Source organism: Pseudomonas sp. 3B-A001-10F (assembly GCF_056313565.1).
In genome coordinates this window covers 17,455-34,274 of the sequence record NZ_JBQYFW010000014.1, presented here as the reverse complement: position 1 = coordinate 34,274, position 16,820 = coordinate 17,455, and the positions used below count along the sequence as shown (strand labels likewise).

Here is a 16,820-nt window from a genome sequence, read left to right as displayed (position 1 = left end):
GCGTGTATAAACATTCATCACCGATATATGATCGGCTGATTACCAGCCCTTAAATCACCGCCCTTAATAACAAGAGAAGCCGCGTTATGAATCTGAGTAAGGTCGACCTCAACCTTTTCATCGTCTTCGACGCGATCTATACCGAAGCCAACCTGACCCGCGCCGGGCAGATTGTCGGAATCACCCAGCCGGCGGTGTCCAACGCCTTGGCGCGGTTGCGCGAAACCTTCAACGATCCGCTGTTCGTGCGCACGGCTCAGGGCATGGTGCCGACGCCGATGGCGCAGAACATCATCGGCCCGGTGCGCAACGCTTTGTCGCTGCTGCGTGTGTCGGTTCAGGAAAGCCGCATTTTCAACCCGGCGCAGGCGGTCAAGACCTACCGCATCAGCATGACCGACCTCACCGAAGCGGTAATTCTGCCGCCGCTGTTCCAGCGCCTGCGCCGTCTGGCGCCGACCGTGATTATCGAAAGCTTTCTGTCCAAGCGCCGCGAGACCACCAAGGAACTGGCCGCCGGGCGTCTGGATTTCGCCGTGGATGCGCCGCTCAACACCGACCCGCAGGTGCGCCACGTCAAGCTGATGGAAGACCGTTACGTCTGTGCGATGCGCAAGGGGCATCCGATGGCAGGCAAGGAAAAGCTCTCGCTGGATGATTACCTGTCGCTGACCCATATCCATATTTCCAGCCGTCGCAGTGGTCTGGGTTATGTCGATCTGGCGCTGGGCAAAATGGGCATTCAGCGCAAAATTGCCCTGCGCTCGCAGCACTATTTGATGGCGTCGCAGGTGATGCAGCAGACCGACATGGTCATGACGGTGCCGGAGCGCTTTGCCCGGCGGCATGAGCTGCAGGCGTTTAATCTGCCGGTGAATGATGTGCCGCCAGTGGAGACGCACTTGTACTGGCATGAAAGCACGGACCAGGATCCGGCGAATCGCTGGATGCGTGAGCAGATGATCGAGTTGTGCCAGCAGGTGACGGCGCAGGAGAAGAAGCTGGATAAGGTGTAGGGCTTTTTACCGCGGCGCTGCCATCGCGAGCAGGCTCACTCCTACAATTGGTTGCATTTCTTCAGATGAAACACGGTCAACTGTAGGAGTGAGCCTGCTCGCGATGAGGCCAGCATGAACACCACAGATCATCCTTCTTGACGTAAACGTCAACCTGCCATTAGCTTAGCGCCAAGACCTTTTTTCGAGCGCTTCCATGAGCAGCCAGACTTACAGCATCTCCGACCTCGCCCGCGAGCTGGACATCACCACCCGGGCGATCCGCTTTTATGAAGAGCAAGGCCTGCTCAGCCCTGAGCGCCGTGGCCAGGAACGTATCTATTCGCCACGCGACAAGGTCAGTCTGAAGCTGATCCTGCGCGGCAAGCGCATCGGTTTCTCACTGGCCGAATGCCGTGAACTGATCGAGCTTTACGACCCTTCCAGCGGTAACACCAAACAGCTCAACAGCATGCTGGCGAAAATCACTGAGCGCCGCGAGCAGTTGGAACAGCAGTTGCTGGATATCGAACAGATGAAACTGGAACTCGATACCGCCGAAGAGCGTTGCGTGCAGGCACTGGAGCAGACGCTCAAGAGCCAGCAGGCCATTCAGTAACAACCCCATTCCCTGTGGGAGCGAGCTTGCTCGCGAATACGGTCTGACATTCAAATGTTTGTCGACTGATGCGCCGCTTTCGCGAGCAAGCTCGCTCCCACAGGGTTCTCCATGAATTCAAAAGAGCAGGTCAACCGCCATGTCCCTCCCCTCCCAAGTACGCCTGATCGAAGTCGGCCCGCGCGATGGCCTGCAGAATGAAGCCCAACCGATCAGCGTCGCCGACAAGGTGCAACTGGTCGATGCACTCAGCGCTGCCGGTCTTGGCTATATAGAAGTCGGCAGTTTCGTTTCACCGAAATGGGTCCCGCAGATGGCGGGTTCGGCCGAAGTGTTTGCACAGATCCAGCGCAAACCCGGCGTGACCTACGGCGCACTGGCGCCGAACCTGCGTGGCTTCGAAGATGCCATCGCCGCTGGGGTCAAGGAAGTCGCCGTGTTCGCTGCCGCCTCCGAAGCCTTCTCGCAGCGCAACATCAACTGCTCGATCAGCGAAAGCCTGGCGCGCTTCGCACCGATGATGGAGGCGGCGCAACAGCACGGCGTTACCGTGCGCGGTTACGTGTCCTGCGTGCTCGGTTGCCCGTACGAAGGCACGGTCGCGCCGGAACAAGTGGCGATGGTCGCGCGCGAGTTGTATGCGATGGGCTGCTACGAGGTCTCGCTGGGCGACACCATTGGCACTGGCACTGCGGGCGCGACTCGCCGCTTGTTCGAAGTGGTGTCGGCGCAGGTACCACGGGACAAACTGGCCGGGCACTTCCACGACACCTATGGGCAGGCCATGGCCAATATCTACGCCAGCCTGCTCGAGGGCATCTCGGTGTTCGACAGCTCTATCGCGGGCCTCGGCGGCTGCCCGTACGCCAAAGGCGCGAGCGGTAACGTTGCTACTGAAGATGTGGTGTACCTGCTCAACGGCCTGGGTATCGAGACCGGTATCAACCTGGACGCCTTGATTGCTGCGGGTCAGCAGATCAGTGTGGTGCTGGGTCGCCCGAGCGGTTCGCGCGTGGCCAAGGCTCGTAGCGCACAGTGAGGGGGGAAGGTGTTACCGCTGTGTCCGGAATGTGGGTTCAAGCGAGTAACACGGAAACAAATTGTCTGGTTTCGCTAGAGTGAAAATTTGCTGAAATTCTCAAGACATTGATTTATAAGGCTTTTTAAAAGTTGGCACGGCTTCTGCTATCTCTATGGCATAACAAGAATAAAAAGCAGCAAACCAATAAAAATAAGACGTACCGACTCTGACATAACAAAAACAACACGGCAGAGACGCAGCTAACAGATTTTTTTGGAGAAGGTGTGCTTTTCAGGGTGCTCTCAGGAGTGACCCGCAACCGGGCAGAGAACAATAAAACTACCTTCAGGTAGCTCCCGAATCGGTTGGATCGCTTAGCGAGAAAGTAGATCAGCGCTCAAAAAAATACGTTTGCTCTTGACCCCGGATGGGGGTCGCCAAAAACAGCGGTAAAGGGCCACGGTTGCCAAAAACAACAACAGACCGACCCTCAATAATAAAAAAGAGCACGCGACGACAAAATTAAAGGGGAGCTTCGGCTCCCCTTTGTGCTTTCTGTGATTCCTCTTTTCCTCAACACCTATCCCCTGTGGGAGCGAGCTTGCTCGCGAATGCGGTGTGTCATCAACAAAGATATTGGCTGACCTGACGCCTTCGCGAGCAAGCTCGCTCCCACAGAGGTTGCGGTTACCGCTCGATAGTTTTCAGTTCTTCAATGCTTATTTCACGCATCCTGAATTTCTGGATCTTGCCCGTCACCGTCATCGGAAACTCTTCAACGAACTTGAAATGCCGTGGCGTCTTGAAATGCGCGATACGTTCCTTGCACCAGGTTTGCAGCTCCAGCTCCGAAACGCTGTGGCCGGGATGGAATTTGATCCAGGCAACAATCTCCTCACCGTAACGCGAGCACGGAATGCCGATCACCTGCACATCCGCCACGGCCGGATGGGTGAAGAAAAACTCCTCAAGCTCACGCGGGTAAATATTCTCGCCGCCACGAATGATCATGTCCTTGTTGCGCCCGGCAATGTTGACGTAGCCCTCCTCGTTCATGCTCGCCAGGTCGCCGGTGTGCATCCAGCCCGCCTCATCGATGGCTTCGGCGGTGGCTTGCGGATTGTTCCAGTAACCGAGCATCACGCTATAGCCACGGGTGCACAGTTCGCCGATGGTGCCGCGCGTCACGAGGTTGCCGGCTTCGTCGATGATCTTGCTTTCCAGCTGTGGCTGGGTGCGGCCGACGGTGGTCACGCGCAATTCCAGCTCATCGGTCGGCCCGGTTTGCAGCGACACAGGGCTGGTTTCGGTCATGCCGTAAGCGATCTGCACTTCGCTCATGTGCATCTCGCTGATGACCCGGCGCATCACTTCGATCGGGCACGTCGCACCGGCCATGATCCCGGTACGCAGGCTCGACAGGTCGAACTCGGCGCGTTGCGGCTGATCGAGCATGGCGATGAACATGGTCGGGACACCGTAGAGGCCGGTGGCTTTTTCTTCGGCGACGGTTTGCAAGGTCAACAACGGGTCGAACGCGTCGTTGGGGTAAATCATCGTGCTGCCGTGGGTGATGCAGCCGAGGTTGCCCATGACCATGCCGAAGCAGTGGTAGAGCGGCACCGGGATCACCAGACGATCGCGCGGGGTCAGGCCGATGCTTTCACCGACCATGTAGCCGTTATTGAGGATGTTGTAGTGGCTGAGGGTCGCACCCTTGGGGAAACCGGTGGTGCCGGAGGTGTACTGGATGTTCACCGGTTGATCGAAGTGCAGGCTGTCGCTGCGTTCGCGCAGTTGATCGGGAGAGATGCTGGTGGCCAGATCGGCCAGTTGCGACCACGGCAGAAAACCTGACGGTGGTTGCGCGTCAAGGCTGATTACCCCGCGCAGTTCGGGGAGGCTTTCGCTGCGCAGTTGGCCGATGGATTGCTCGGCCAGTTCCGGCACCAACCCTTGCAACATGGCGTGGTAGTTGGAGGACTTGAACGCCCCGGCGCAGACCAGCCATTGGCAGCCGGATTGCTTGAGCACGTATTCGAGTTCGGAGCTGCGATAGGCCGGGTTGATGTTGACCAGGATCACGCCGATTTTTGCCGTTGCAACTTGGGTGATGCACCACTGCGCGCAATTCGGCGCCCAGATACCGAGGCGATCGCCGGCCTGCAAACCCAGGGCGAGCAGCGCTCTGGCGTGCAGGTCCACCGCATAGGCCAGTTGTCGCCAGGAGTAACGCAGTTGCTGATGGCGCACGACAAGCGCTTCACCGTCAGGGTATTGCGCGGCGGTGTGATCGAACTTCTGCCCGATGGTCAGTGCCAGCAAGGCTTTGTCCTGTGAGCCACGGGTGTAGCTGCGCTGCGGGTTTGCACTGGGTTGATCCATGACGACCCCTATTGTCTTTATTAGTGGGTTTTGCCGGATTTAACCCCTGTGGGAGCGAGCTTGCTCGCGAAGAGGCCAGCAGATTCAACATCCGTGTTGACTGATCTGACGCTTTCGCGAGCAAGCTCGCTCCCACAAGGTCCGCTCCGTTTCAATCTTGAACTGCCCCTACTCTCGCCTAAGTTGACGTTAACGTAAAGGGTGATTGACAGCCATCCATCGCAGGCTTACGTTAACGTAAAGGTGAGAGCTGAGTAACCGCCCTCCCCACCCTACAAAAAAGCCAAAAGGTGACCCATGAGCTATCCCTCCCTGAACTTCGCCCTCGGTGAAACCATCGACATGTTGCGCGATCAGGTTCAGTCCTTTGTCGCCAAGGAGATCGCTCCGCGCGCCGCGCAGATCGACAGCGACAACCTGTTCCCCGCCGACATGTGGCGCAAATTCGGTGACATGGGCCTGCTCGGCATCACTGTGCCGGAAGAGTACGGCGGCGCTGGCCTGGGTTACCTGGCGCATGTGGTGGCGATGGAAGAAATCAGCCGTGGTTCGGCTTCGGTCGCCCTGTCCTACGGCGCGCACTCCAACCTTTGCGTCAACCAGATCAACCGTAACGGCAACCACGAACAAAAAACCCAATACCTGCCGAAGCTGATCAGCGGCGAACACGTCGGCGCCCTCGCCATGAGCGAGCCGAACGCCGGTTCCGACGTGGTCTCGATGAAACTGCGCGCCGACAAACGCGGCGACCGCTTCGTGCTCAACGGCAGCAAGACCTGGATCACCAACGGCCCCGACGCCAACACTTACGTGATCTACGCCAAGACCGATCTAGAGAAAGGCCCGCACGGCATCACCGCGTTCATCGTCGAACGCGACTGGAAAGGCTTCAGCCGCAGCAACAAATTCGACAAGCTCGGCATGCGCGGCTCCAACACCTGCGAGCTGTTTTTCGATGACGTCGAAGTGCCGGAAGAAAACATCCTCGGCGTGCTCAACGGCGGCGTCAAAGTGTTGATGAGCGGCCTCGATTACGAACGCGTCGTGCTCTCCGGCGGCCCGACCGGGATCATGCAGTCGTGCATGGACCTGATCGTTCCATACATCCACGACCGCAAACAGTTCGGCCAGAGCATCGGCGAGTTCCAGCTGATCCAGGGCAAAGTGGCCGACATGTACACCCAGCTCAACGCCAGTCGCGCCTACCTCTACGCCGTGGCCCAGGCCTGCGAGCGCGGCGAAACCACCCGTAAGGATGCCGCCGGGGTAATCCTCTACACCGCCGAGCGCGCGACGCAAATGGCCCTCGACGCGATCCAGATTCTCGGTGGTAACGGTTACATCAACGAATTCCCGGCGGGCCGCTTGCTGCGTGACGCCAAGCTGTACGAAATCGGCGCCGGTACCAGTGAGATCCGTCGCATGCTGATCGGTCGCGAACTGTTCAACGAAACCCGCTAAACGGAGCTGGCCATGGCTACCCTGCACACTCAGCTCAACCCTCGTTCAGCGGAGTTCGCCGCCAACAGCGCGGCGATGCTCAAACAGGTCGACGCCCTGCACACCCTGCTCGCCCAAGTGGCGCAGGGCGGCGGCGCGAAAGCCCAGGAACGCCACACCTCACGCGGCAAACTGTTGCCTCGTGAACGCATCAACCGCTTGCTTGATCCAGGTTCGCCATTTCTGGAAATCAGCCAACTGGCCGCCCACGCCGTGTATGGCGAAGACGTTCCGGCCGCTGGTGTGATTGCCGGGATCGGCCGGGTTGAAGGCGTCGAATGCATGATCGTCGCCAACGACGCGACGGTTAAGGGCGGTTCGTACTACCCGCTGACCGTGAAAAAACATCTACGCGCACAAACCATCGCGCAACAGAATCGTCTGCCGTGTATCTATCTGGTCGATTCGGGCGGCGCCAACCTGCCGCGTCAGGACGAAGTGTTTCCGGATCGTGAGCACTTCGGGCGGATCTTCTTCAACCAGGCCAACATGAGCGCGATGGGCATTCCGCAGATCGCCGTGGTCATGGGCTCGTGCACTGCCGGCGGCGCGTATGTACCGGCAATGGCGGACGAAGCGATCATGGTGCGCAATCAGGCGACGATTTTCCTCGCCGGCCCGCCGTTGGTGAAAGCCGCGACCGGTGAAGTGGTCAGCGCCGAAGACTTGGGCGGTGCCGATGTGCACTGCAAGATTTCCGGGGTCGCCGACCATTACGCCGAGAGCGACGAACACGCCCTCGCCCTCGCCCGCCGCAGTATCGCCAACCTTAACTGGCGCAAACTCGGTGACGTGCAGCAACGCGCGCCGATTGCGCCGCTGTACGCCAGCGATGAGTTGTACGGCGTGGTCTCGGCTGACGCCAAGCAGCCGTTCGACGTGCGCGAAGTGATTGCGCGACTGGTCGACGGTTCGGTGTTCGATGAATTCAAGGCTTTGTTCGGCACCACGCTGGTGTGTGGCTTTGCGCATCTGCACGGCTACCCGATCGCGATTCTGGCGAACAACGGCATCCTCTTCGCCGAAGCCGCGCAGAAAGGTGCGCACTTTATCGAACTGGCTTGCCAGCGCGGTATTCCGCTGCTGTTTTTGCAGAACATCACCGGTTTCATGGTCGGCCAGAAATACGAGGCCGGCGGCATCGCCAAACATGGCGCGAAACTGGTAACAGCGGTGGCTTGCGCCAAGGTGCCGAAATTCACCGTGATCATCGGCGGCAGCTTCGGCGCCGGTAACTACGGCATGTGCGGCCGCGCTTATGACCCGCGTTTCCTGTGGATGTGGCCGAACGCGCGGATCGGCGTGATGGGCGCCGAGCAGGCGGCGGGCGTGTTGGTGCAGGTCAAACGCGAACAGGCTGAACGCAGTGGCCAGGCCTTCAGTGCCGAACAGGAAGCCGAGATCAAGCAACCGATCCTCGACCAGTATGAAGAGCAAGGTCACCCCTACTATTCCAGCGCACGGCTATGGGACGACGGCGTCATCGACCCGGCGCAGACCCGCGATGTGCTGGCCCTGGCCTTGTCCGCGTCGCTGAACGCGCCAATCGAACCGAGCCGCTTCGGCGTGTTCCGGATGTGATTTTTTGTGGGAGCGAGCCTGCTCGCGAATACGGTTTGTCAGCTAGCGGATAGGTCGACTGATACAACGTTTTCGCGAGCAGGCTCGCTCGCACAAGAACCGTGGAGACGGATGAATATGAGCGATTTCAACACCCTCGAACTGCACAGCGACCCACGCGGCTTCGCGACACTGTGGCTCAACCGCGCAGAAAAGAACAACGCCTTCAACGCCGAGATGATCCGCGAGCTGATCCTCGCGCTGGACAAAGTCGCCAGCGACGCCAGCCTGCGTTTCCTGCTGGTGCGTGGTCGTGGCAAGCACTTCAGTGCCGGCGCTGATCTGGCGTGGATGCAGCAATCGGCCGAGCTCGATTACCACACCAATCTCGACGACGCTCGCGAATTGGCGGAGCTGATGTACAACCTCGCCAAGCTGAAGATCCCCACAGTGGCCGTGGTGCAAGGCGCGGCGTTCGGTGGCGCGCTGGGGCTGATCAGTTGCTGTGACATGGCGATTGGCGCCGATGACGCGCAGTTCTGCCTGTCGGAAGTGCGCATCGGTCTGGCGCCGGCGGTGATCAGTCCGTTCGTGGTGCAGGCCATCGGCGAACGCGCTGCGCGTCGATATGCCCTGACCGCCGAGCGTTTCGGCGGACAACGTGCGCGGGAAATCGGTTTGTTGTCCGAGAGCTATCCGGCGGCAGAACTTGATCAGCAAGTCGAACAGTGGATCAACAATTTACTGCTCAACAGCCCCGCCGCCATGCGCGCCAGCAAGGATTTGCTGCGTGAAGTCGGTAACGGCGCGCTGACCCCGGCGCTGCGCCGCTACACCGAAAATGCCATCGCCCGTATCCGCGTCAGCCCTGAAGGTCAGGAAGGCTTGCGCGCCTTTCTGCAAAAACGTCCGCCGAGCTGGCAAGCCGCAACCACCACCAAGGAGCCGCGTTGATGAGCGCACCTGTTCTCACCACTCTGCTGGTGGCCAACCGTGGCGAAATCGCCTGCCGCGTGATGCGCACCGCCAAAGCCTTGGGCCTGACCACGGTTGCCGTGCACAGCGCCACCGACCGTGAGGCGCGGCACAGCCGGGAAGCGGATATTCGCGTGGACCTGGGCGGCAGCAAAGCCGCCGACAGTTATCTGCAAATCGACAAGCTGATCGCAGCGGCCAAGGCCAGTGGCGCGCAGGCGATTCATCCGGGTTACGGGTTTCTCTCGGAAAACGCCGGGTTCGCTCGTGCCATCGAAGCGGCCGGGCTGATTTTCCTCGGCCCGCCCGCCTCGGCCATCGATGCCATGGGCAGCAAATCCGCCGCCAAAGCACTGATGGAAACCGCCGGTGTGCCACTGGTGCCGGGTTATCACGGCGAAGCGCAGGATCTCGACACCTTCCGCGATGCCTGCGAACGCATCGGTTATCCAGTGCTGCTCAAAGCCACGGCCGGCGGTGGTGGCAAAGGCATGAAAGTGGTCGAGGACGTCAGCCAGTTGGCCGAAGCCCTCGCCTCGGCTCAGCGTGAAGCGCAGTCGTCGTTCGGCGATTCGCGCATGCTGGTGGAGAAATACCTGCTCAAGCCACGTCACGTGGAAATCCAGGTGTTCGCCGATCAGCATGGCAACTGCTTGTACCTCAATGAACGGGATTGCTCGATTCAACGGCGCCATCAGAAAGTCGTCGAAGAAGCGCCGGCACCCGGCCTGTCCACGCAACTGCGGCGGGCGATGGGTGAAGCAGCGGTGCGTTCGGCACAGGCGATCGGTTACGTCGGCGCCGGTACGGTGGAGTTCCTGCTGGATGCGCGCGGTGAATTCTTCTTTATGGAGATGAACACGCGGTTGCAGGTCGAGCACCCGGTGACTGAAGCGATTACTGGTCTTGATCTGGTCGCCTGGCAGATCCGCGTTGCTCGTGGTGAAGCACTGCCGATCACCCAGGAACAAGTGCCGTTGAACGGCCATGCGATTGAAGTGCGCTTGTACGCCGAGGATCCTGCGAATGACTTCCTGCCGGCGACCGGACGTCTGGCGTTGTATCGCGAATCGGCCGAAGGGCCAGGGCGCCGGGTGGATAGCGGGGTTGAAGAAGGCGATGAAATTTCGCCGTTCTACGACCCGATGCTCGGCAAGCTGATTGCCTGGGGCGAGGATCGTGAACAGGCTCGATTGCGCTTGTTGAGCATGCTCGACGAGTTTGCGATTGGCGGTTTGAAAACCAACATCAACTTCTTGCGGCGGATCATTGCGCACCCGGCGTTCGCGGCGGCGGAACTGGATACCGGGTTTATTCCGCGTTACCAGGAGCAATTGCTGCGTGCACCGGGCACGCTGAGCGATGCGTTCTGGGCGGCGGCGGCTCAAGCGGTGGCGCAGAGCCTGCCACAACCCGCACGCCAGGATGACCCTGCTTCGCCTTGGTCACTCAATAGCGGTTTGCGTGCGGGGCTGCCGCCGGAAATCACCCTGCATTTGAGTTGCGAGGGGCAGGATCGCGCCTTGACGCTGAATGCTGCCGACCACGCCAGACTGTCCGGCGAAGCACTTATCGTCGAGCACGAAGGCGTTCGTCGTACGTTGCGTGCGATTCGCCAGGGCGATGCGCTGTACCTGCAATGGGAAGGTGAGTTGCGCCGTATCGAAACATACGATCCGATCAGCGCCATCGAAGCCAGCCACAGTCATCAGGGCGGCCTGACCGCGCCGATGAACGGCAGCATTGTCCGCGTGTTGGTGGAGGCCGGGCAATCGGTTGAGGCCGGTGCGCAACTGGTGGTGCTGGAAGCGATGAAGATGGAACACAGCATCCGCGCGCCGCATGCCGGGGTGATCAAAGCGCTGTATTGCCAGGAAGGTGAAATGGTTGGCGAAGGCAGCGCTTTGGTTGAGCTGGAAGAAGTATGAACGGGAGGATCGATCCTGCGCCTGGCGAGGATCGATCTGACTAGTAACGCGCCGTTGCCTGCACCACAACACCGATGATTCGACACTCATCGGTCAGCAGGGCTTTCGGCCATGTCGGATTGAGCGGCACCAGGTAACGCTGGCCGCCCTCTTCGTCGAGTTTGCGAAAAATCGCCTCCGTACTGTCGGGCCACTGGGCGATCACCAGTTTACCGGGCAGCGCTTCGGCGGCCGGGTCGACCAGAATCAGCATGCCTTCGGCAATGCTCTGGCCACTGGGTGCGGTCATTGAATCTCCCGTCACCGTCAACCAGAACGCCGGGCCGCGCGCGTGGTAATCCGTCAATTCGAAGCGCTGCTTGCCTGCTGCCTTGTCGTAGGACGCCGGATCGCTTTCACGCACTTCGCACGTCGTCTGCCAATCGCTGACCGGGTAACGGAAGTACGGGTTGTACTTCTGCGCCAGCGGCATCTCGTCCTCGGACGTGGGTTGCGGTTCACGGATCACCAGCACCACTTCGAGGAAATCCATGCCCAGCGCTTGCAGCACCCGGTTCATTTCAGTGATACCGGGTTCGCGACGCTTGTTCAGCCAATGGCCGATCCCGCCCTGGGACATGCCGACGCGCTCTCCGAGCTCTGTTTGAGTGATTTTGAGTTCACTCATCTTGGCCTTGACCAACTCAATCCATTTATCCATGTGCAGCACCTTACGTGGACGCCTTCGGCCAGCAAAACACATATTGTAGTATTTAAATTCTCGTCACAACTACATATAGTACTATTCTGAAGACACGGATTTTCAATCGACCAAGGAGTGCCCCCTCATCATGAATATCAGCAGCAAAGACTTGCCCGATCTGCAAATGGACACCACCTTCACCTCGCCCCAAGGCAATGCGGCGGCGCAACGCGCGCTGGACTATTACTTGAAACCAGCTGTGTCAGAACCTGAGGTCGACGAGCGTTTTTTCGATGTCAGGCGCCATCTCAGTGGCGAGGAAGCCCTGGTGCACGCCTCGGACCTGTTGCGCTGCGCCGCAGCCACGGCGTTCAAGGCAGCCGAAAACCTGCAAGGCGCGAGTCGCGATCTGGCATTTTCAGTGGTACATATGGTGGATATGGCGCGGGCGATGGTCGACCATTCACTCGATGGCGATGAAGCCTGAGAAACGGAAGTGCGGGCGGACGGGAAAGAATTTTCCAATCGAGCAGGTAAAAACATTTGACTTGCAAATGATAATGATTATTATTGCAAGCAACTGGTCGCGAGATCAGTCGATGGACCAGAGACCTTAGGTCGGTCTTCTGGACTATCTCCTCATCAGGCTAATCACGGTTTTTGACCCGGCTTTTTGCCGGGTCTTTTTTTTGCCCGTTTTTCAGGCTTATGGCTTCAGGCTAATGAAGTCTTTAGGTGCTGCAAATTCGATGGCGCGGATAATATCAAAAGAATATTGGTTGGCAAGCGAAGCCCGGCCGCATTGGGGCAAACTAATGCCAATTAGCACTTGAGAATCAATCGCACAGTCTCTAAGCTGCTTGCGCGTCATGGAGGACGCCCCCCGCCACACACCGCAATTCCCCTCGGTTTCAGCCCTGCCTGCGTGTACAGTAACGGCCATAAAAATCATATTCAGGAATCGATTATGACCGTGGCCAAATCTTCGTTCGACATCAGCGCCAACTTCGACAGCGGCAACATCCAAGTCATCGACATCAGCAATCCACTCAATCCGGTTCTGGCCATTCGTCCAGATACTCGCAGCGCGCATTTCCAGTGGTTTCACTTCAAGGCCAGCGGCCTGCATGTCGGCCAGGAACACTGGTTCCGCCTGAACAATGCCAGCCAATCCACGTACAGCAAGGGCTGGCCCGGTTATCAGGCCGTAGCGTCCTACGATCACGTCAACTGGTTCCGCGTGCCGACTATTTACGAGGGCGACTGCCTGCGCTTTTGCCTCGAGGCCACGCAGACCCATGCCTGGTTCGCCTACTTCGAACCCTATAGCCGTGGCCGTCACGACTGGCTGATCGAGCAGGCGCTGAGCAAGGCCGGCACCGAATTACTGGCGACTGGTAAAAGTGTCGAAGGTCGCGACATTCAATTGCTGCGCAAAGGCACTGGCGCTGAAGGCCAGCGCAAGATCTGGATCATCGCTCAGCAACATCCCGGCGAGCACATGGCCGAATGGTTCATGGAAGGCGTGATCGAGCGCCTGGAAAGGCACGATGATCCGGTGCTGAACAAGCTGTTCGCCAGTGCCGATCTGTACCTGGTACCGAACATGAATCCGGACGGCGCGTTCCATGGCCATCTGCGCACCAACGCCATGGGCCAGGATTTGAACCGGGCCTGGCAGAACGCCAGCCAGGAGATCAGTCCCGAGGTGCTCTTCGTCCAGCAGCAAATGGAAAAGTACGGCGTCGATCTGTTCCTGGACGCCCATGGCGATGAAACCATTCCTCACGTATTCACCGCCGGTTGCGAAGGCAATCCGGGCTACACGCCGCGTATCGAGAAGCTCGAAGAGCATTTCCGCAATCACCTGAAACACACCACCAAAGATTTCCAGACCAAGTACGGCTACACCCGCGACGAACCGGGCCAGGCCAACATGACCCTGGCGTGCAACAGCGTCGGCCAGAAATACGACTGCCTGTCGCTGACCCTGGAAATGCCGTTCAAGGATCACGACGACCATCCCGACAAGGTCACCGGCTGGTCGGGTAAACGCTCTAAACAGCTGGGCAAAGACGTGCTGACCACCATCGCTGACATGGTTGATACTCTGCGCTGATCCCCTCCTCCGTTCTGTAAAAGATCGCAGCTTGTCTGCGATCTTTTGCTTTCCGCCATTCACCATCTCGCGCAAACAGGTTGCAAAATAAAACCCGAATCAATAGCGTACTCTAGGTTTTATTTTGAAACCTAAAAGGATGCGGGAAATGAAACCTCTAAAGAGCAGTGCCGTTTTGCTTTTCTCCGTGGCCTGCGGTCTGGCCGTGGGCAATGTGTATTACGCCCAGCCATTGCTGGACGCGATGGCCGAGGCGTTTGCGATGTCGCCGGCGACCATCGGCATTGTCATCACCCTGACGCAAATCGGCTACGGCATCGGACTGGTGCTACTGGTCCCTCTCGGTGATCTGCTCAATCGACGCCGATTAATCGTTACTCAAACCCTGCTGTCGGCAGCGGCGCTGTTGATGATCGCGCTGGCGCCCAACAGTGCGTGGCTGCTGCTTGGCATGACCTTGACAGGGCTGCTCGCGGTAGTGACGCAGGTCTTGGTAGCTTATGCCGCGACGCTGGCAATCCCGGCCCAACGCGGGCGCGTGGTCGGGGTGGTCACCAGCGGCATCGTTGTCGGCATCTTGCTGGCACGCACGGTTGCCGGCGGTATGGCCGATTTGGCTGGGTGGCGAGCGATTTACGTTCTGTCAGCCGGGCTGACACTGTTGATGGCGTTGCTGCTGTTGCGTGTTCTGCCGAAGGATGAGGTTCCGCAACCGATTACGACTTACGCCGCCCTGATCGCCTCAGTATTCAGCCTGTTCAAAGAAGAACCGGTACTGCGCCAACGCGCGATCCTCGCATTGCTGACTTTCGCCAGTGCGATGGTGCTGTGGACGCCGATGGTGCTGCCGCTGGCCGCGCAACCGTTGTCGTTGTCGCACAGTGAAATCGGTCTGTTCGGACTCGCAGGTGCTGCCGGTGCACTGGCAGCCGCGCGGGCCGGGCATCTGGCTGATCGCGGACTCGGGCAATGGGTCAGCGGTCTGTCGCTGTTACTGATGCTCGCCTCATGGTTGCCGATCGCCCTGACTCAATCCTCGCTGTGGGCATTGCTGCTCGGCGTAATCACCCTGGACTTGGGTCTGCAAGCCGTGCACGTCACCAGCCAGAGCATGATCTACAGCGTGCGCCCCAAAGCGCAAAGCCGTCTCACCGCCGGTTACATGCTGTTCTACTCGATCGGCAGCGCGCTCGGTTCCATCGGCTCGACCGCGATGTACGCGTGGGCCGGCTGGATCGGCGTGTGCCTGCTCGGCGCCGGCATCAACGCCGTGGCGCTGGCGTACTGGTGGCTGACCCGTTTGCGCGGCGCATCGCTACGATGCGCCACGCAAACGGGTTAGCTGCGATCGCGACCACGCAACATGCTGTCGAGCACCTCGTCGCGGCGGACCCAGCCATGAAACAGCGCCGCCGCCAGGTGCAGCAGCACCGTCAAGAACAGCAGATAGGCCAGATACCCGTGAGCCTTGCGCAGAAACGCGAACAACTGCGCGTCGGCCGGAACGATCGCTGGCAACTGCAACGTTGTGCTGAGCATCACCGGTTCACCAGAAGCGCTGATCATCGCCCAACCGAGCAACGGCAACACCAGCATCAACGCGTAAAGCAGCAGATGGGACGCCTTGGCCGCCAGTACTTGCCAGCCCGGCAGATCGGCGGGCAACGGTGGCTGGCGCGTGGTGAGCCGCACCAGCAAACGCACGATCACCAGCGCCATAATCGCAATGCCCAACGGTTTGTGCAGATGGATCAGCCATTCATGCCGCTCAGACACCGAGGTGACCATGCCGGCGCCGATAAACAGCATGGCGATGATCATCAGCGCCATCAGCCAGTGCAGCAGCCGCGCCAACAGGGCGAAATGCGTCGGTTGAGTGCTCATGGACGAGCCTCCTGTTTGGCGGCGGGCAACTGACTGACTTCGCTGGTGCGACGCAAGTAGGAATTGGCGTAACCGGCGGAACGCGCCGCGAGCAACGGGTCGTCGGAACCTTGAATCCCGGCCGGCAGCACCAGCGGGTCATAGTTGATGTCCCGGCATTCGCCGCTCAATTGCGGCTGGGTCTTCTCCAGCACCAGCGTACCGGCGTTCAACACTTTGCGCCCCTCGGGCCAGGTCTTGCTGGCGTCGTTCACCGGATCCTCGGGATTGGCCAGAGTGATATTCAACTGAAAACGCAGCGGTGCAGACGACAACCGTTGCACCAGATCTTTCTCGAGAAAATCGCCGCCCTCAGGCGCACTGGCGCCCGCAGCATCGCGCGCCAACGGTGTCATGCTCCAGCGCACGGCCTGTTTTTTACCGCTGGCGTCGACCAGATAAAACGCGTTGACGCTGTTATAGGTTTCGGTGGCATAACTGGCCGACGGTTTGGCTGTCTTCACCCAGGTCAAAAACGGCACGGTTTCCGGGTGCGCGGCGAAGAACGCCGGAACCTTCGCCGGATCAGGTTTACCGGTGGCCGGATCTGGTGATTGCGCCTGTTGCAATTGATAAAACGCCTCAGGCGTACCGACCGGGAACACCGGCATGCTGTTCATCCCGGTGCGCCACTGCTGCCCGTTAGCCTGGGTGAACCGCAACGCCAGACTGCGAATCGGCACGCTGCTGTCCGGTGCATAGGGATTGCCCGCCGGCAGCGCAAAACGCCCGACCACTGGAGTCTGCGGCTCGTTGAACACCTGCGCGGTGGAGAATACCCGTGCCTCACCACTGCTTTCGAAATGCCCGATCACGCACACGCCTTTGGCGTGATTACGACGAAACCCAGGATGCACGCCATTGTTCTTCTCCAGCACATCGACCAGCGCCTTTGGCGTCAGGCGTTGTGGGTCGAAGTTACCGTGAACGTAGGCAAACGCCCCGGCCACCGCAGCGACTACCACGGCAATGCCGCCCAGACGCAATATCAGGCTCGCGGCACTCAGTGGCGGGCGCTGCGGCCCGCCGGGCGGTGAAGCGTTGGGTGAGGTGCGATCAACCATGAAGGACTCCAGGCCAATGGCCACAAGTAGGAAGAATCAGCAAGACGCG

15 protein-coding genes are annotated in these 16,820 nt (G+C 59.5%); 10 read left to right on the top strand and 5 right to left on the bottom strand.

Translation table 11 applies throughout. The annotated features are described in order from the left end of the window. The first annotated feature begins 86 nt into the window (after window positions 1–86). The 3 genes from AC0ZWN_RS14915 to AC0ZWN_RS14905 all read left to right on the top strand — a co-directional run bounded on the left by AC0ZWN_RS14915 (window position 87) and on the right by AC0ZWN_RS14905 (window position 2,653). Window positions 87–1,016: a LysR family transcriptional regulator gene (locus AC0ZWN_RS14915; RefSeq protein WP_016986544.1), complete on the top strand. Its 930-nt coding sequence runs from the start codon at window positions 87–89 to the stop codon at window positions 1,014–1,016. A gap of 196 nt (window positions 1,017–1,212) precedes the next feature. After that, a complete protein-coding gene (locus AC0ZWN_RS14910; RefSeq protein WP_093434160.1) occupies window positions 1,213–1,614 on the top strand; it encodes a MerR family transcriptional regulator in 402 nt (133 codons plus the stop codon). A gap of 139 nt (window positions 1,615–1,753) precedes the next feature. Continuing rightward, complete coding sequence (locus AC0ZWN_RS14905; protein ID WP_476335563.1) at window positions 1,754–2,653, top strand: hydroxymethylglutaryl-CoA lyase; 900 nt, start codon at window positions 1,754–1,756, stop codon at window positions 2,651–2,653. Window positions 2,654–3,322: 669 nt separating this feature from the next. On the opposite strand, the gene AC0ZWN_RS14900 is transcribed toward AC0ZWN_RS14905, so the two are convergent. After that, a complete protein-coding gene (locus AC0ZWN_RS14900; protein ID WP_476335562.1) occupies window positions 3,323–5,020 on the bottom strand; it encodes an AMP-binding protein in 1,698 nt (565 codons plus the stop codon). 297 nt (window positions 5,021–5,317) lie between these two features. Between AC0ZWN_RS14900 and AC0ZWN_RS14895 the strand changes: the two genes are divergently transcribed. The 4 genes from AC0ZWN_RS14895 to AC0ZWN_RS14880 all read left to right on the top strand — a co-directional run bounded on the left by AC0ZWN_RS14895 (window position 5,318) and on the right by AC0ZWN_RS14880 (window position 10,983). Next, entirely contained in the window at window positions 5,318–6,481 is a 1,164-nt protein-coding gene (locus tag AC0ZWN_RS14895) for an isovaleryl-CoA dehydrogenase (RefSeq protein WP_095050784.1), read from the top strand. Window positions 6,482–6,493: 12 nt separating this feature from the next. Continuing rightward, window positions 6,494–8,101, top strand: a complete 1,608-nt coding sequence (locus AC0ZWN_RS14890) for a carboxyl transferase domain-containing protein (RefSeq protein ID WP_414926371.1) — start codon at window positions 6,494–6,496, stop codon at window positions 8,099–8,101. 117 nt (window positions 8,102–8,218) lie between these two features. Continuing rightward, on the top strand, window positions 8,219–9,034 hold the full coding sequence (locus tag AC0ZWN_RS14885; RefSeq protein WP_093434145.1) for a gamma-carboxygeranoyl-CoA hydratase: 816 nt from the start codon (window positions 8,219–8,221) through the stop codon (window positions 9,032–9,034). Beyond that, window positions 9,034–10,983, top strand: a complete 1,950-nt coding sequence (locus tag AC0ZWN_RS14880) for an acetyl/propionyl/methylcrotonyl-CoA carboxylase subunit alpha (RefSeq protein ID WP_476335561.1) — start codon at window positions 9,034–9,036, stop codon at window positions 10,981–10,983. The genes AC0ZWN_RS14885 and AC0ZWN_RS14880 overlap by 1 nt, the downstream gene beginning before the upstream one ends. A 40-nt stretch (window positions 10,984–11,023) precedes the next feature. Here AC0ZWN_RS14880 and AC0ZWN_RS14875 read toward each other — a convergent pair whose 3' ends face one another. Beyond that, a complete protein-coding gene (locus AC0ZWN_RS14875; RefSeq protein WP_093434139.1) occupies window positions 11,024–11,683 on the bottom strand; it encodes a LexA family protein in 660 nt (219 codons plus the stop codon). Between the two features lie 130 nt (window positions 11,684–11,813). Between AC0ZWN_RS14875 and AC0ZWN_RS14870 the strand changes: the two genes are divergently transcribed. Further along, window positions 11,814–12,152 (top strand): DUF6124 family protein, encoded by a 339-nt coding sequence (locus tag AC0ZWN_RS14870; protein ID WP_093434137.1) that lies wholly within the window; start codon window positions 11,814–11,816, stop codon window positions 12,150–12,152. Window positions 12,153–12,371: 219 nt separating this feature from the next. Here AC0ZWN_RS14870 and AC0ZWN_RS14865 read toward each other — a convergent pair whose 3' ends face one another. Further along, complete coding sequence (locus AC0ZWN_RS14865; protein WP_156685516.1) at window positions 12,372–12,536, bottom strand: hypothetical protein; 165 nt, start codon at window positions 12,534–12,536, stop codon at window positions 12,372–12,374. Window positions 12,537–12,632: 96 nt separating this feature from the next. Here AC0ZWN_RS14865 and AC0ZWN_RS14860 point away from each other — a divergent pair, with 96 nt between their 5' ends. Next, window positions 12,633–13,784: a M14 family metallopeptidase gene (locus AC0ZWN_RS14860; RefSeq protein WP_476335558.1), complete on the top strand. Its 1,152-nt coding sequence runs from the start codon at window positions 12,633–12,635 to the stop codon at window positions 13,782–13,784. 148 nt (window positions 13,785–13,932) lie between these two features. Continuing rightward, window positions 13,933–15,126, top strand: a complete 1,194-nt coding sequence (locus tag AC0ZWN_RS14855; RefSeq protein WP_476335557.1) for an MFS transporter — start codon at window positions 13,933–13,935, stop codon at window positions 15,124–15,126. On the opposite strand, the gene AC0ZWN_RS14850 is transcribed toward AC0ZWN_RS14855, so the two are convergent. Together AC0ZWN_RS14850 and AC0ZWN_RS14845 are read right to left on the bottom strand one after the other, a co-directional pair. Further along, a complete protein-coding gene (locus AC0ZWN_RS14850) occupies window positions 15,123–15,668 on the bottom strand; it encodes a cytochrome b (RefSeq protein ID WP_476335556.1) in 546 nt (181 codons plus the stop codon). The two genes, AC0ZWN_RS14855 and AC0ZWN_RS14850, sit on opposite strands and share 4 nt — an antisense overlap. After that, window positions 15,665–16,771, bottom strand: coding sequence for a catalase family peroxidase (locus tag AC0ZWN_RS14845; RefSeq protein WP_476335554.1), 1,107 nt, complete (start codon window positions 16,769–16,771; stop codon window positions 15,665–15,667). Before AC0ZWN_RS14845 ends, AC0ZWN_RS14850 begins: the two co-directional genes overlap by 4 nt. Between the last annotated feature and the right edge of the window lie 49 nt (window positions 16,772–16,820).

Bases quoted from the DNA above. Each gene is read 5' to 3' on its own strand.
- AC0ZWN_RS14895 (WP_095050784.1), top strand. From the start codon at position 5,318: ATGAGCTATCCCTCCCTGAACTTCGCCCTCGGTGAAACCATCGACATG.
- AC0ZWN_RS14885 (WP_093434145.1), top strand. From the start codon at position 8,219: ATGAGCGATTTCAACACCCTCGAACTGCACAGCGACCCACGCGGCTTC.
- AC0ZWN_RS14845 (WP_476335554.1), bottom strand. From the start codon at position 16,771: ATGGTTGATCGCACCTCACCCAACGCTTCACCGCCCGGCGGGCCGCAG.
- AC0ZWN_RS14880 (WP_476335561.1), top strand. From the start codon at position 9,034: ATGAGCGCACCTGTTCTCACCACTCTGCTGGTGGCCAACCGTGGCGAA.
- AC0ZWN_RS14865 (WP_156685516.1), bottom strand. From the start codon at position 12,536: ATGACGCGCAAGCAGCTTAGAGACTGTGCGATTGATTCTCAAGTGCTA.
- AC0ZWN_RS14860 (WP_476335558.1), top strand. From the start codon at position 12,633: ATGACCGTGGCCAAATCTTCGTTCGACATCAGCGCCAACTTCGACAGC.
- AC0ZWN_RS14855 (WP_476335557.1), top strand. From the start codon at position 13,933: ATGAAACCTCTAAAGAGCAGTGCCGTTTTGCTTTTCTCCGTGGCCTGC.
- AC0ZWN_RS14890 (WP_414926371.1), top strand. From the start codon at position 6,494: ATGGCTACCCTGCACACTCAGCTCAACCCTCGTTCAGCGGAGTTCGCC.
- AC0ZWN_RS14850 (WP_476335556.1), bottom strand. From the start codon at position 15,668: ATGAGCACTCAACCGACGCATTTCGCCCTGTTGGCGCGGCTGCTGCAC.
- AC0ZWN_RS14870 (WP_093434137.1), top strand. From the start codon at position 11,814: ATGAATATCAGCAGCAAAGACTTGCCCGATCTGCAAATGGACACCACC.
- AC0ZWN_RS14875 (WP_093434139.1), bottom strand. From the start codon at position 11,683: ATGGATAAATGGATTGAGTTGGTCAAGGCCAAGATGAGTGAACTCAAA.
- AC0ZWN_RS14900 (WP_476335562.1), bottom strand. From the start codon at position 5,020: ATGGATCAACCCAGTGCAAACCCGCAGCGCAGCTACACCCGTGGCTCA.
- AC0ZWN_RS14905 (WP_476335563.1), top strand. From the start codon at position 1,754: ATGTCCCTCCCCTCCCAAGTACGCCTGATCGAAGTCGGCCCGCGCGAT.
- AC0ZWN_RS14910 (WP_093434160.1), top strand. From the start codon at position 1,213: ATGAGCAGCCAGACTTACAGCATCTCCGACCTCGCCCGCGAGCTGGAC.
- AC0ZWN_RS14915 (WP_016986544.1), top strand. From the start codon at position 87: ATGAATCTGAGTAAGGTCGACCTCAACCTTTTCATCGTCTTCGACGCG.